This window comes from Micromonospora sp. NPDC049081, assembly GCF_040648835.1.
Lineage (GTDB): Bacteria > Actinomycetota > Actinomycetes > Mycobacteriales > Micromonosporaceae > Micromonospora > Micromonospora antibiotica.
Window position 1 is genome coordinate 75,956 of record NZ_JBEZEK010000012.1, and the last position, 14,121, is coordinate 90,076.

The following is a 14,121-nucleotide window of genomic DNA, read 5'->3' on the forward strand; positions in this document are numbered from 1 at the left end:
AGCGGGACGCCCGTCGGGTACGGCACGACGCCGTACGTGAGAGAGAGGTGGACGCCCCGCGCCGCCGTGGTGCCGGGCTCCTGCCGAGCGCCCGGCGTCGGCCCGTCGCGATCGGGCCTGGTCACGGGCTCAAGCATCCGTCGGTGCCGGCCCCGGGGCAACCCGATTACCGCCCGCCGGGGACCCGACCACCGCCGCCCGGGGTGACATGATGTAACGGGTTCGGTACCGGGAACGGATTGACCGTCGTGATCGGCGGGACGAGACTCGGGCGCACTCGCACCGGGATCACCCGGGCAGTACCGGGTACCACCTCAGGGAGGTGTGCTGTGGCCACAACGCCCCCGCCGACCACCGGGCAACCGCCGACCGCCGGGAACGGGCAACCGCCGACCGTCGGGCAACCGCACGCGCCGGACGACGACGCCCGACGACTCGCCGAACTCGGCTACCAGCAGGAGTTGCACCGCACGTGGAGCGGCTTCTCCAACTTCGCCATCTCGTTCTCGATCATCTCGATCCTGGCCGGCTGTTTCACCACCTTCGGGCAGGCGTGGAACAACGGCGGGCCGGTCGCCATCTCCTGGGGCTGGCCACTGATCTCGCTGTTCATCCTGATCATCGGGTTCTGCCTGGCCGAGCTGGTGTCGGCGTACCCGACCGCCGGGGGGATCTACTGGTGGGCGGCGAAGATGGGCAAGCCGGTGCACGGCTGGTTCACCGGCTGGCTCAACCTGATCGGCCTGGTCGCGGTCACCGCGTCGGTGGACTACGGCTGCGCCACCTTCCTCAACCTGACCCTGTCGGCGCTCTTCGACGGGTGGGCGGGGACGCTGCGGCAGGCGTTCGTCCTGTTCGTGATCATCCTGGCCCTGCACGCGCTGATCAACATCTTCGGGCACCGGATCATCGACGTACTCCAGAACGTGTCGGTCTGGTGGCACGTGGCCGGCGCCGCCGCCGTGGTGGCCATCCTGCTGCTGGTGCCCGACCGGCACCAGAGCTTCCAGTTCGTCTTCACCGAGCGGTTCAACAACTCCGGGTTCGGTGACGGCGACACCGGCGGGTTGACGTTCTGGTTCTATGTGCTGCCGCTGGGATTCCTGCTCACCCAGTACACGATCACCGGATTCGACGCCTGCGCGCACGTGTCCGAGGAGACCCGGGGCGCGTCGCAGGCCGCCGCCAAGGGGCTGTGGCGGTCGATCTTCTATTCGGCGGTGGGCGGGTGGATCCTGCTGCTGGCGTTCCTGTTCGCCGCCACCGACGTGGACGCGATCAACGCGGCCAACGGGTTCTCCGGGGCGATCTTCGAATCCGCGTTGACCCCGTTCTTCTTCAAGACGGTCATCATCATCTCCACCATCGGGCAGTTCTTCTGCGGGATGAGCTGTGTGACCTCGATGAGCCGGATGACGTACGCCTTCAGCCGCGACCGCGCGGTGCCCGGCTGGCGGCTGTGGTCGAAGGTCGACCGCAACGGCACCCCGGCCAACGCGATCATCGGGGCGACGCTGGCCGGCCTGGTGCTCACCCTGCCGGCGCTCTACCAGCGCGACGGCGTCCCGGTCGCCTTCTACGCGGTGGTGTCGGTGGCGGTGATCGGCCTCTACCTGTCCTTCGTCATCCCGATCGCGCTGCGGCTGCGCCTCGGCGACCGGTTCGAGCCGGGGCCGTGGACGCTCGGGCGCAAGTACAAGGTGTTCGGCTGGATCGCGGTGGTCGAGATCGTGATCATCTCGGTCTACTTCGTGCTGCCGATCGTGCCGGCCGGGGTGCCCGGCAACCCGGAGTTCAGCTGGTCGGCGGTGAACTACGCGCCGCTGGCCGTCGGCGGGGTGCTGCTCGGGGTCGGCATCTGGTGGTACGCCTCGGCCCGCACGTGGTTCACCGGCCCGCGCCGCACCGTCGACGTACCCGGGCCGGGGTCGCCTGCGGCGGTGGACGCCGCGCGGGTCGACGGGCCGGCCTGACCGCGACTGTCCGGGTCTCACGGTGGGCAGCCCCGGGCGGGGACCTCCGGAAGGAGGGTCCGGCCCGGGGCTGCCCGGTCGCCTGCGGGCGTTTCCGCCGGTGCGGGGCAGGTCAGAGGTTGATGCTGTTGCTGAAGGTGAGCGGAATGAAGCTGGTCGGCCCGCCGTAGGTCCAGGTGATGTAGGCGTCCGCGCCCGTCTTGTACTCGCCGCTGGACCGAGGGTATTCGGTGTCGGCGGTCGTGGTGGTGGTGCTGTAGTTCGTGTGGGTGCCGTACGTGATCTGGGTGCCGTAGCGGAACAGGGCGACCTCGACCTGGGCCGCGTAGACGGGGTAGGTGCACCGGACCGTCGCGAGGCCCTCCTCGCCGCCACCGTACAGGCCGCCGTAGTAGATGAACGGGGTGCTCGGCGTCAGCGTGCAGGTGACAGTTATGGAACCGACGGTTCCCGTTATCGAGGTCGAGGCGAGCGTGCCGTAGGAATTCGCCGACCGGCCGGCGGCTCCGCTGGAAAGGGGAATCAGGTGTCCGGTCGACTCGGCACCGGAGGCGGGTGCTGCCTGGGCCGGGGCGGCCACCGCGAGCACTACGGTGGACAGGGCGATCGCCACCAGGGCGGCGAAGGAGCGGGGCGTGCCACGCAGACGTACTCTCGTCATTACGCGTCCTTTGTGCGTCGTGATGGAGCAGTTCGGGCGGTGCGGAAATACCGTCGGGTGTCACCGGTGCGCCGACCAGCCGTTTTCCCGACGAACGCACCTGCGCATCGCGCGCACCCGCGCAGGTGGTCGACGGAAAAGACGGGCTGGCCATTCGGGAAAGTGTCGAGCGTCGCACCCGATTGGTCAGATTCTGGCAACGCGGCGACTCTCCCGCAAGGTCACTGTGTGATTACGGATAGTTGTGTCGATGGTTTGTCCGAACGGATGAACGGCGTGTCGCCGCAGTTCTTTCCCGCGCGTGCAAGAACTGTTTCCGGGGTGGCGTGCTGCTGCAATTCCCGTCCGGGTCGCCTGGCGTCGGGATGCGGCGGGGAGCACGAGGGCCGGCAGGAACGCCCTCGCCGGACCGGCGCGTCCGGGTGCGCCCCCGCCACCCGCCGGGTGTGGCCGACGACCGGGCCCGGACCGGTCGGCGGACCCCGGGGCGGGGTTTGCCGGGCCGCCCGAACGGGGCATTGACGGTGATCCGCTAGGCCCGGTAGACCTTGGTGATGGAGGCGCACGGATGAGGAAAGCCCCGCTCACGCTGGAACAGCTCCGGGTCGCCGTCGCCGATGGCGAGATCGACACGGTGGTGCTCGCCCTGACCGACATGCAGGGCCGCCTGCAGGGCAAACGGTTCCACGCCCCGTTCTTCCTCGACCAGGTGGTCGCCAACGGCAGCGAGGGCTGCAACTATCTGCTCGCGGTGGACGTCGACATGAACACCGTCGACGGGTACGCCATGTCGAGCTGGGAACGCGGCTACGGCGACTTCGCCATGCGCCCCGACCTGTCCACCCTGCGCCGGATGCCGTGGCAGCCGGGCAGCGTGCTGCTCCTGGCCGACCTGGAGTGGCTCGACGGTTCCGGCCCGGTGGTCGCCTCGCCCCGGCAGATCCTGCGCCGGCAGCTCGACCGGCTGGCCGACCACGGGCTGACCGCGTACGCCGGCACCGAGCTGGAGTTCGTCCTCTACCGCGACTCGTACGAGGAGGCGTGGCGGCGCGGTTACCGCGACCTCACCCCGGCCAACCAGTACAACGTGGACTACTCGCTGCTGGGCACCGCCCGGGTGGAGCCGCTGTTGCGGCGGATCCGCACCGAGATGGCCGGCGCGGGGCTGACCCCGGAGAGCGCCAAGGGCGAGTGCAACCTCGGCCAGCACGAGATCGCGTTCCGTTACGACGAGGCGGTGGCCTGCGCCGACCACCACGTGATCTACAAGAACGGGGCGAAGGAGATCGCCGCCCAGGAGGGCGTGTCGATCACGTTCATGGCCAAGCCCAACGCGCGGGAGGGCAACTCCTGCCACATCCACTTCTCGCTGCGGGACGTCGACGGCCGCTCGGCGATGCTCGGCGACGGGCCGGCGCAGCTCAGCGTCACCGGGCAGCGGGTGCTGGCCGGGCTGCTCGCCACCATGCGCGAGATGAGCGTGTTGTTCGCCCCGAACATCAACTCCTACAAGCGCTACCAGCCCGGCTCGTTCGCGCCGACCGCGCTACGCTGGGGCACCGACAACCGCACCTGCGCGCTGCGGCTGGTCGGCCACGGGCAGGGGATGCGGGTGGAGAACCGGGTGCCCGGCGCGGACGTCAACCCGTACCTGGCCATCGCCGCCCTGGTCGCCGGGGCGGTGCACGGCATCGAGCAGGAGCTGGAGCTGGCCGACGAGTGCACCGGCAACGCCTACGACGACCCGGCCGCCGAGCGCGTCCCACCCACCCTCCGCGACGCCCTGACCCTCTGGCAGAACTCCGACATCGCCCGGTCGGCCTTCGGCGAAGAGGTCCACGCCCACTACGCCAACCAGGCAAAGGTCGAGCTGGCCGCCTTCGACGCCGCGGTAACCGACTGGGAACTGACCCGTGGCTTCGAACGCCTCTGACCCCCACCCCCCGTCTGCGTCGATCTTGGAGTTGTGGTGGACGATGTGTGGCGGTATGTGGTCTATGCGGGCCACCACAACTCCATGATCGACGGGGAAAGGGGTGGGGCGTGACGCGGGTGGTCGATCCGGCCAGCGGGGATGTGGTGGCGGAGGTGGGGGCCACCGGGGCGGGGGAGGTGGATGCGGCTATCTCTCGGGCGGCTGGTGCGTTCGAGGGGTGGTGTCAGGTTGCGCCGGGGGAGCGGGGGCGGGTTCTGCGGCGGTTCGCCGGGCTGGTGGACGCGCACCTGGAGGAGTTGGCCCAGCTGGAGGTGCGTAACGCGGGGCACACCATCGGTAATGCGCGGTGGGAGGCGGGCAACGTCCGTGACGTGCTCGACTACTACGCGGGGGCGCCGGAGCGGCTGACCGGGCAGCAGATCCCGGTGCCGGGCGGGTGGGACGTCACCTTCCACGAACCGCTCGGCGTGGTCGGGGTGATCGTGCCGTGGAACTTCCCGATGCCGATCGCCGCCTGGGGTTTCGCCCCGGCGCTGGCCGCTGGCAACACGGTCGTGCTCAAACCGGCCGAGTTGACCCCGCTGACCGCGCTGCGCCTGGCGGAGTTGGGGCGCGAAGCCGGCCTGCCGGAGGGGGTGTTCACCGTGCTGCCCGGCCGGGGCGACGTGGTCGGCGAACGGTTCGTCACCCACCCGGCCGTGCGGAAGGTCTGCTTCACCGGCTCGACCGAGGTGGGCACCCGGATCATGGCCGGCTGTGCCGCCCAGGTGAAGCGGGTCACCCTGGAGTTGGGCGGCAAGAGCGCCAACCTGGTCTTCGCCGACGCCGACCTGGAGAAGGCGGCGGCCACCGCGCCGTACGCCGTGTTCGACAACGCCGGGCAGGACTGCTGCGCCCGCTCCCGGATCCTGGTCCAGCGCCCGGTCTACGACCGGTTCCTGGAGTTGCTCGAACCGGCGGTGCAGGCGCTGCGGGTGGAGGACCCGGCCGCCGAGACCGCCGAGATGGGCCCGCTGATCTCCGCAGCCCACCGGGACCGGGTCGCCGGCTACGTCGACGGCGCGACTGTCGCGTTTACCGGCACCCGCCCCGACGGCCCCGGCTTCTGGCACGCCCCGACGGTGCTGCTCGCCGACTCCCCGGCCGACCGGCACTGGCGGGAGGAGATCTTCGGGCCGGTCGTCTCGGTGCTCCCCTTCGACGACGAGGCCGACGCGGTCCGGCTCGCCAACGACACCGAGTACGGCCTGTCCGGCTCGATCTGGACCCGGGACGTCGGGCGGGCGCTGCGGCTGGCCCGCGCGGTGCAGGCCGGCAACCTGAGCGTCAACTCGCACTCCTCGGTGCGCTACTGGACCCCGTTCGGTGGGATGAAGCGTTCCGGGCTCGGCCGTGAGCTGGGACCGGACGCGCTGCACGCCTTCACCGACGTCAAGAACGTCTTCATCAGCACAGAGGAGTGAGGCGCGTGCAGGGTCGGCTACAGGACCGGGTCGCCGTGGTGACCGGGGCGGGCAGCGGGATCGGGTTGGCCACCGTGCGGCGGTTCGCCGCCGAGGGGGCCCGGGTGGTCTGCGTCGACATCGACGACGAGGCCGGTGGACGGGCCGCCGAGGAGGTCGGCGGCGAGTACGTGCACACCGACGTCGCCGACGAGGCGGCCGTGCGGGACCTCTTCGACGGGGTCGTGCAGCGGCACGGCCGGGTCGACGTGGCGTTCAACAACGCCGGCATCTCCCCACCCGACGACGACTCGATCCTCGACACCGGGCTGGACGCCTGGGAACGGGTGCTGCGGGTCAACACCACCAGCGTCTACCTGTGCTGCAAGTACGCGATTCCGCACATGCGCCGGCAGGGCAAGGGTTCGATCATCAACACCGCCTCGTTCGTGGCGCTGATGGGGGCGGCCACCTCGCAGATCGCGTACACCGCGAGCAAGGGCGGGGTGCTGGCGATGACCCGGGAGCTGGGCGTGCAGTTCGCCCGGGAGGGCATCCGGGTCAACGCGCTCTGCCCCGGCCCGGTCGCGACCCCGCTGCTGATGGAGTTGTTCGCCGCCGACCCGGAGCGGGCCGCCCGTCGGCTGGTGCACGTGCCGATGGGCCGGTTCGGCGCACCGGAGGAGATCGCCGCCGCGGTGGCGTTCCTGGCCAGCGACGACGCGTCGTTCATGACCGCCGCGCAGTTCGTGGTCGACGGCGGCATCACCGGCGCGTACGTCACCCCGCTGTGACCGGTTCCGCCCGGCCCGGCCCGGTCGGCGACCACCCCGGCCACCCGCCGGCCCGCGCACTCCGGCCTGCGGGGACCGGCCGGCGGGCGCGTCCGCTGATCGGCATCACCGGGTACGTCGAGCCGGCGAGCTGGGCGGTCTGGCGGGACGTGCCGGCGTCGCTGATCCCGCAGGCGTACGTCCGCTCGGTGACCGCCGCCGGGGGCCGGGCCGTGGTGCTGCCCCCGGACGACCTGGACGCCGACGTGGTGGACGTGCTCGACGGGTTGCTGCTGGCCGGCGGCGCGGACGTCGGCCCGCAGCGCTACGGCCAGCCGGTGGACCCGCGTACCGAGCCCCGCCCCGACCGGGACGCCGGGGAGTCGGCCCTGCTGGCTGCCGCCCTCGCCGTGGACCTGCCGGTGCTGGGGGTGTGCCGGGGGATGCAGTTGCTGGCCGTCGCGTACGGCGGGTCGTTGCACCAGCACCTGCCGGACGTGGTGGGTCACGACCGGCACCGCCCCGCCCCGGGGGTGTACGGGGCGCATCCGGTGCGGTTCGCGTCGGGGACCCGGACGGCGTCGGTGCTGGCCGGGGTGGACCGGGTCAACTCGTACCACCACCAGGCGGTGGCCGATCCGGGGCGGCTCACGGTCACCGGCTGGGCCGACGACGAGGTGGTGGAGGCGGTGGAGGACCCGGCGCGACGGTTCCTGCTCGGGGTGCAGTGGCATCCGGAGAACGACGACGACCCGCGCCCGGTGACCGCCCTGGTGAGGGTGGCCCGGGACCGCTGACGCTTCCTGCCAGGTGGGAAAGCTGTCTCGAAATGCGGTCGGCAGCGGGAGGATGGCCGCATGGGGACCGTGTATCCGGCGCTGGACGGGCGACTGCGGGAGTTCGTCGAGGCGCAGCCGATGTTCTTCGTCGCCACCGCGCCCACCGGCGGCGACGGGCACGTCAACCTCTCCCCCAAGGGCATGCGGGGCACCTTCGTCGTGCTCGGCCCGCACCGGGTGGCCTGGCTCGACTACCACGGCAGCGGCGCGGAGACGATCGCTCACCTGCGGGACAACGGCCGGATCACGCTGATGTTCTGCGCCTTCGACGGCCCACCGAAGATCGTCCGACTGCACGGGCGGGGCGTCGCCACCCCGGTCACCGACCCCGGCTTCGCGGCCCTGCTGGCCGACTTCCCCGAGCCGCCCGACGTGCACGCCGTCCGCGCGGTGATCGGGGTCACGGTGCAACGGGTCAGCGACTCCTGCGGCTACGCGGTGCCCCTGATGGACTATCGCGGCGACCGCGACCTGTTGCTCACGTCACACTCCCGACGGACCGCCGAGGATCTGGTCACCTACCGCGCGACCAAGAACGCAGCCAGCATCGACGGACTCCCGGTCTTCTGAGCCCACCCCCTCACCGTGCGCTGTCGGGCAGATGACGGCAGGATGAGGCACGAGTTACCAGCGTCCGTCCGAACCCGTGCGTTACGTTCCTGATCCGTCGGGGTAGAAGACGGACGCGACCGGCGTCAGCCGAGGCGTTCTGGGGGGCACGACCGGCCGAAGCAGGGGGCGCGGATGAGCTCGGCCCGTGGGGGCGAGGACGGACGAGGGCTGTCCGCCCTGTCCGCCGATCGCACACTCCCGCCCTGGCTGGCCGGGGCGTTCACGGCGGGCGGCGAGATGGGTCGCCGGCTGCGCGGGCACGACTGGTCGGACAACCCGCTCGGCCCCCCGGACACCTGGCCGGCGGCGCTGAGCCACGCCATCGGCATGATGCTCTCCTCGCGGGCCCAGATCGTGCTGTTCTGGGGCCCCGACCAGCTGGCCTTCTACAACGACACCTACCGGCCCACCATCGGCGACAAGCACCCGCAGGCGCTCGGCCGGCCGGCCCGGGAGCACTGGGCGGAGACCTGGGACGTGCTCGGCCCCCTGCTCGACGGGGTACGCCGTACCGGCGAGTCCTACCGGGGGGAGAACCACCCGTTCCTGCTCGACCGGCACGGCTTCGTCGAGCAGGTCTACTTCGACATCTCCTACGACCCGATCCGGGACGACGACGGCAGCGTCAACGGTGTCTTCTGCTTCGTCAACGAGACCACCGGGCGGGTCATCGGGGAACGCCGGCTGCGGGCCCTGGCCGAACTCGGCTCCCGGCTCGGCGCGGCGCGCAGCATGACCGAGCTGGGGCAGGCCACCGCCGCCGTGCTCGACGGGCACCGGGCCGACGTTCCGTTCGCCCTGATCTATCTCACCGACGAGACCGGTCGGCCGGTGCCGGCCGGGGTCAGCGGCGTCGACCCGGACCAGGTGCCGGCCGAGTTGCCGGCGGTGCTGTCCCGGGTCGCCGCCGGTGGGGCCGGCACCGAGATCGAGGTGGCCGACCTGTTCGGTGCGGTACCGGACGGCGTCGCCGAGCGGGCCCTGGTGCTGCCGCTGACGGCCACCAGCGAGCCCGCCGGGGCACTGGTCGTCGGCCGTTGCTCCCGCCTGCCGTGTAACGACGAGTACCGCGACTTCGTCGGCCTGATCGCCGCGCAGGTGTCCCGGGTGGTCGGCCAGCAGCGGGCGTACGAGCAGGAGCGGGCGCGCGCCGCCGAACTGGCCGCGCTGGACCGTGCCAAGACCAACTTCTTCGCCAACGTCAGCCACGAGTTCCGTACCCCGCTGACCCTGGTCCTCGGCCCGCTGGAGGACATGCTGGCCGATCCGACGCTGCCCACGGCGCACCTCGACCGGCTGACCGTCATGCACCGCAACGCGCTGCGCCTGCTCAAGCTGGTCAACACGGTGCTCGACTTCTCCCGGCTGGAGTCCGGCCGGCTGGCCGCCCACTACCAGCCCACCGACCTCGCCGAATACACCTCCCGGCTGGCCAGCACCTTCCGCTCCGCGACCCAGCGGGCCGGGCTGCGGCTCGTGGTCGACTGCCCGCCGCTGCCCGCGCCGGTCTTCCTGGACCGGGACATGTGGGAAAAGATCGTCTTCAACCTGCTCTCCAACGCGCTGAAGTTCACCTTCGACGGCGAGATCCGGGTCCGGGTGGTCGCCGTCGCCGGCGCGGCGCGGCTGGAGGTGACCGACACCGGGGTCGGCATCGCCGCCGGGGAGGTCCCGCACGTCTTCGAGCGGTTCCACCGGGTGCCGGGGGTGCGCTCGCGTACCCACGAGGGCACCGGGATCGGCCTGGCCCTGGTGCGTGAACTGGTCGACATGCACGGCGGCGCGGTGGCCGCCACCAGCCGGGTCGACCACGGCACCACCTTCACCGTGACCGTCCCGTTCGGTTCGGCGCACCTGCCGCCCGACCGGGTCGCCTCCGCCGCGCCGCTACCCACCACCGAGTCGTCACAGGCGTCGCTCTACGTCGCGGAGACCGCCCTGTGGACCGACGGGTCCGACCCGGCCGGCGACGGGCGGTCCGCTCCGGTCACCGGCGACCCGGGCCGGGCGGGCCGGGTCCTGCTCGCCGACGACAACGCCGACCTGCGCGAACACGTCACCCGGCTGCTCAGCCCCGAGTACGAGGTGGTGGCCGTACCGGACGGCGTGGTGGCCCTCCAGGAGGCCACCGGGAGCCCGTTCGACCTGGTGCTCACCGACGTGATGATGCCCCGGCTGGACGGTTTCGGCCTGGTCACCGCGTTGCGGGCCGACCCGCGCACCCGGCACGTGCCGATCGTGCTGCTCTCCGCGCGGGCCGGGTCCGCCGAAGCGGTCGCCGGCCTGTCGGTCGGGGCCGACGACTACCTCACCAAGCCGTTCTCCGGGGCGGAGCTGATCGCCCGGGTCCGGGCCAACGTCCAGCTGGGTCAGCTGCGGGGGCAGATCATCCGCCGGCTGCGGGCGCTCGCCGACGCCGCCGTGGCGGTCAACACCGCGAAGTCGACCGCCGAGGTGGTCCAGGTCGCCGCCCGGCACGCCCTGCGCCTGGCGGAGGCGGCCCGGGTGTCGGTCACCACGGTCACCGGCGCGCGGCACGAGGCCGACGGCGGCGGCAGGGCGCCCGACCAGCCGTCCCAGGTACTGCCGTTGACCGGCACCACCGGTGGGCAGCTCGGCGAGCTGCGGGTCTGGCGTCGCGAGGGCGACGGCACCGACCAGGCGGCCGTCGCGGAACTGGCCCGGCTGGTCGGGGTACGACTGGAGAACGCCCAGCTCTACGAGGCCGAACACCGGATCGCCACCACCCTGCAGCACAGCCTGCTGCCCCGGTCGCTGCCCCAACTGCCCGGAGCGGTGGTGGCCAGCCGCTACCTGCCCGGCAGCACCGACGTCGAGGTCGGCGGCGACTGGTACGACGTGATCGGCATCGGCGACGACGAGGTGGTGCTGGTCATCGGCGACGTGGTCGGCAAGGGGGTCGGGGCCGCCGCGGCGATGGGTCAGCTGCGCAACGGCCTGCGGGCGTACCTGCTGGAGGGTTACGACCCGGGGCAGTCGTTGACCCGGCTCAACCGGCTGGTCGGCTCGACCGAACGGCAGTCGTTCGCCACCGTGTTCTGCCTCTCCTTCTCTCCCCGCACCGGCCGGCTGCGGTACGCCAGCGCCGGTCATCCGTCCCCCCTGCTGATCCGAGGAGACGACGTGGCATTTCTGCACGAGCGGGCCCTGGGGCCGCCGATCGGTGCGATCGCCGGCACCGACTTCCGTACCGTCGAGGGTGAACTCGCCCCCGGCGGTCGGCTGTTGCTCTACACCGACGGGCTGATCGAGGACCGGCATGCCGGCATCGACGCGGCGCTGGCCCAGCTGCGGGCGGACGCCGGCACCGGCGGTGAGCACGTCACCGACCTGGTGGACGCGGTGGTGCAACGGGTCGACGGGCGCAACCGGCACGACGACGTGGCGGTGCTGGCGCTGGAAGCCGCCGAGCTGAACCGCTTCACCCTGCGGCTGCCCGCCGACCCGACCCGGCTCAGCGTGCTGCGCAAGCGGCTGGAGGACTTCCTGGTGGCGCACGGGGTGGGGGAGAACGACCTGTTCGACCTGATCGTCGCCGTCTCCGAGGCCGCCGCCAACGCCATCGAGCACCCGGTCGCGCCGGTGGAGCCGACGATCGGGGTCGAGGTGTCGATCGTCGACCACACGGTGGTGGCGACGGTGCGGGACAGCGGTCGCTGGCGCGAGTCGACCGGGGCCGGGTTCCGGGGCCGGGGCCTCGCGTTGATCGAGGCGCTGGGCGAGCTGACGGTACGTCGTACCGCGGAGGGGACCGAGGTGTCGCTGCGCCGCCGGCTGGCCGACTGAGCCGGCCCGGCGCGGCCCCGGGTCAGACCGGGCGCAGCCACTCCTGGTGGCCGAGGCCGGAGATCTCCAACACCCGGTTGACCTGCCGGGACGGGAACACCGTCAGGGCGCCGGGAAACCGGCGGGCGAGCTGGACCACCGCGTGGATGGCGGCGGAGTCGAAGAAGGTCACCGCGCGCAGATCCAGGGTGACCTGCCGGGCCGGCTCCCGCAGTGCGGTCTGCACCATGGTGTCGGCGGTGGCCATGTCGACCTCACCGGTCACCGTGACGTGGACGTGGTCACCTGCCAGCTCCGCGCTCGCGGAGAAAACGGGAGGTACGCCCCCTAGATCCACGAAGCCACAATGGCACAGCCCGGTGGGCACGGCAACAACCGACGGGTCGGCCACGCCACGGCCCGCCGACCGCCCGGAGATAGGCTGTCGTCATGACCGTTCGTGCCCCGCTCACCCCAGGCACGCTCTCCCCCTGGCGAGCGGTGCCTGGCCACATCGCCCGACCGGAGTACGTGGGCAAGAAGCAACCCCAGCAGTGGCGCGGCTCGCACGTGCAGACCCCGCAGACCATCGAGAAGATGCGGGTCGCCGGCCGGTTGGCGGCGCAGGCCACCCAGCTCGCCGGTGAACACTGCAAGCCGGGGGTGACCACCGACGAGATCGACCGGGTGGTGCACGAGTTCCTCGTCGACCACGACGCCTACCCCTCGACGCTGGGCTACAAGGGCTTCCCCAAGTCCTGCTGCACCAGCGTCAACGAGGTCATCTGCCACGGCATCCCCGACTCCACCGTGCTCGCCGACGGCGACATCGTCAACGTCGACGTCACCGCCTACCTCGACGGGGTGCACGGCGACACCGACGCCACCTTCTGCGTCGGCGAGGTCAGCGAGGAGGCCCGGCTGCTTGTCGAACGCACCCACGAGGCGATGATGCGGGGCATCCGGGCGGTCCGCCCCGGCCGGCAGATCAACGTGATCGGCCGGGTCATCGAGTCGTACGCCAAGCGGTTCGGTTACGGGGTGGTGCGCGACTTCACCGGCCACGGCATCGGCGAGGCATTCCACAGCGGCCTCTACGTGCCGCACTACGACAGCCCCCGGCCCACCGACATCATGGAGCCGGGGATGACCTTCACCGTCGAGCCGATGATCACCCTCGGCACCTACCAGTACGACATGTGGGACGACGGGTGGACGGTCGTCACCAAGGACCGGAAGTGGACGGCCCAGTTCGAACACACCATCGTCGTCACCGACGACGGTCACGAGATCCTCACCCTGCCGTGACCGACACCCCGGCCGCCCTGCGGGAGGCCCACCACGCGGACGTGTCCGGCGGTTGGCTGCGGCCTGCCGTCTTCGGCGCGATGGACGGGCTGGTCACCAACATCGCGCTGATCGCCGGCGTCGGCGGCGGCGGGGTGTCCGCGCACAGCATCGTGCTCACCGGCACCGCCGGCCTGGTCGCCGGTGCCATCTCGATGGGCCTGGGCGAATACACCAGTGTCCGCTCGGCCAACGAGCAGGTCGCCGCCGAGGTGGCCAAGGAGCGCCGCGAGCTGGAACGCCACCCGGAGGCGGAGGCCCGCGAGCTGTCCGACGCCTGGGTGGCCCGGGGCCTGCCCCGCGACCTGGCCAACCAGGTCGCCGAGGCGGTACGCCGCAACCCGGAGGAGGCGCTGCGGGTGCACGTCCGGGAGGAGTTGGGCGTCGACCCCGACGAACAACCCAGCCCCTGGGCGGCGGCGATCTCGTCGTTCCTCTGCTTCTCCGTCGGTGCGCTGATCCCGCTGCTGAGCTACCTGCTCGGCTCCACCAGCCTGGCGTTGGCGCTCGCCGTCGGCGGGGTGGGGCTCTTCGTGGCCGGTGCGGTCGTGGCCCGGTTCACCCACCGCCCGTGGTGGGCGGGTGGGCTGCGGCAGCTGCTGCTGGGCGTGGCGGCGGCCGGCGCGACCTACCTGATCGGGATGCTCATCGGGGTCCAGGGCGGTCTCGGCTAGACCGTCGCCGCCGGCAGGGTCGTTCGTCGCGGCCGGCCCGTTGATCCGCCGGTGCCCGGTGCCCGGTGCCCGGTGCCC

General features: G+C 71.9%; 11 protein-coding genes. 9 read left to right on the plus strand and 2 right to left on the minus strand.

Annotated features, from left to right (window positions below; translation table 11 throughout):
* The first annotated feature begins 329 nt into the window (after positions 1 to 329).
* On the plus strand, positions 330 to 1,973 hold the full coding sequence (locus AB0B63_RS18875) for an amino acid permease (RefSeq protein WP_357020241.1): 1,644 nt from the start codon (positions 330 to 332) through the stop codon (positions 1,971 to 1,973).
* A 112-nt stretch (positions 1,974 to 2,085) separates the two neighbouring features.
* On the opposite strand, the gene AB0B63_RS18880 is transcribed toward AB0B63_RS18875, so the two are convergent.
* The gene (locus AB0B63_RS18880; protein WP_357020244.1) at positions 2,086 to 2,634 is read right to left on the minus strand and encodes a hypothetical protein; all 549 of its coding nucleotides are present in this window, start codon (positions 2,632 to 2,634) and stop codon (positions 2,086 to 2,088) included.
* Positions 2,635 to 3,202: 568 nt separating this feature from the next.
* Between AB0B63_RS18880 and AB0B63_RS18885 the strand changes: the two genes are divergently transcribed.
* The 6 genes from AB0B63_RS18885 to AB0B63_RS18910 all read left to right on the plus strand — a co-directional run bounded on the left by AB0B63_RS18885 (position 3,203) and on the right by AB0B63_RS18910 (position 12,043).
* Entirely contained in the window at positions 3,203 to 4,567 is a 1,365-nt protein-coding gene (locus AB0B63_RS18885; RefSeq protein ID WP_208569292.1) for a glutamine synthetase family protein, read from the plus strand.
* A 119-nt stretch (positions 4,568 to 4,686) separates the two neighbouring features.
* Positions 4,687 to 6,033, plus strand: coding sequence for an aldehyde dehydrogenase family protein (locus AB0B63_RS18890; protein ID WP_357020437.1), 1,347 nt, complete (start codon positions 4,687 to 4,689; stop codon positions 6,031 to 6,033).
* Positions 6,034 to 6,038: 5 nt separating this feature from the next.
* Positions 6,039 to 6,806 carry a 3-oxoacyl-ACP reductase gene (locus tag AB0B63_RS18895; RefSeq protein WP_204923873.1) on the plus strand — a complete coding sequence of 256 codons (768 nt, stop codon included), beginning with the start codon at positions 6,039 to 6,041 and terminating at the stop codon, positions 6,804 to 6,806.
* A 95-nt stretch (positions 6,807 to 6,901) separates the two neighbouring features.
* A complete protein-coding gene (locus tag AB0B63_RS18900; protein ID WP_357020440.1) occupies positions 6,902 to 7,582 on the plus strand; it encodes a gamma-glutamyl-gamma-aminobutyrate hydrolase family protein in 681 nt (226 codons plus the stop codon).
* A 60-nt stretch (positions 7,583 to 7,642) separates the two neighbouring features.
* Complete coding sequence (locus AB0B63_RS18905; RefSeq protein ID WP_357020249.1) at positions 7,643 to 8,194, plus strand: pyridoxamine 5'-phosphate oxidase family protein; 552 nt, start codon at positions 7,643 to 7,645, stop codon at positions 8,192 to 8,194.
* Positions 8,195 to 8,368: 174 nt separating this feature from the next.
* Complete coding sequence (locus AB0B63_RS18910; protein WP_357020252.1) at positions 8,369 to 12,043, plus strand: SpoIIE family protein phosphatase; 3,675 nt, start codon at positions 8,369 to 8,371, stop codon at positions 12,041 to 12,043.
* Positions 12,044 to 12,065: 22 nt separating this feature from the next.
* Here AB0B63_RS18910 and AB0B63_RS18915 read toward each other — a convergent pair whose 3' ends face one another.
* Positions 12,066 to 12,380 (minus strand): STAS domain-containing protein, encoded by a 315-nt coding sequence (locus tag AB0B63_RS18915; protein WP_357020255.1) that lies wholly within the window; start codon positions 12,378 to 12,380, stop codon positions 12,066 to 12,068.
* Positions 12,381 to 12,472: 92 nt separating this feature from the next.
* On the opposite strand from AB0B63_RS18915, the gene map reads away from it, so the two are divergent.
* Both map and AB0B63_RS18925 read left to right on the plus strand, forming a co-directional pair.
* Positions 12,473 to 13,330: a type I methionyl aminopeptidase gene (gene map / locus AB0B63_RS18920; RefSeq protein WP_208569297.1), complete on the plus strand. Its 858-nt coding sequence runs from the start codon at positions 12,473 to 12,475 to the stop codon at positions 13,328 to 13,330.
* Complete coding sequence (locus AB0B63_RS18925) at positions 13,327 to 14,043, plus strand: VIT1/CCC1 transporter family protein (protein ID WP_357020258.1); 717 nt, start codon at positions 13,327 to 13,329, stop codon at positions 14,041 to 14,043. Before map ends, AB0B63_RS18925 begins: the two co-directional genes overlap by 4 nt.
* Positions 14,044 to 14,121: the final 78 nt, after the last annotated feature.

Coding starts and splice junctions, on each gene's coding strand:
- AB0B63_RS18880 (WP_357020244.1), bottom strand. CDS start 2,634: ATGACGAGAGTACGTCTGCGTGGCACGCCCCGCTCCTTCGCCGCCCTG.
- AB0B63_RS18885 (WP_208569292.1), top strand. CDS start 3,203: ATGAGGAAAGCCCCGCTCACGCTGGAACAGCTCCGGGTCGCCGTCGCC.
- AB0B63_RS18910 (WP_357020252.1), top strand. CDS start 8,369: ATGAGCTCGGCCCGTGGGGGCGAGGACGGACGAGGGCTGTCCGCCCTG.
- map (WP_208569297.1), top strand. CDS start 12,473: ATGACCGTTCGTGCCCCGCTCACCCCAGGCACGCTCTCCCCCTGGCGA.
- AB0B63_RS18905 (WP_357020249.1), top strand. CDS start 7,643: ATGGGGACCGTGTATCCGGCGCTGGACGGGCGACTGCGGGAGTTCGTC.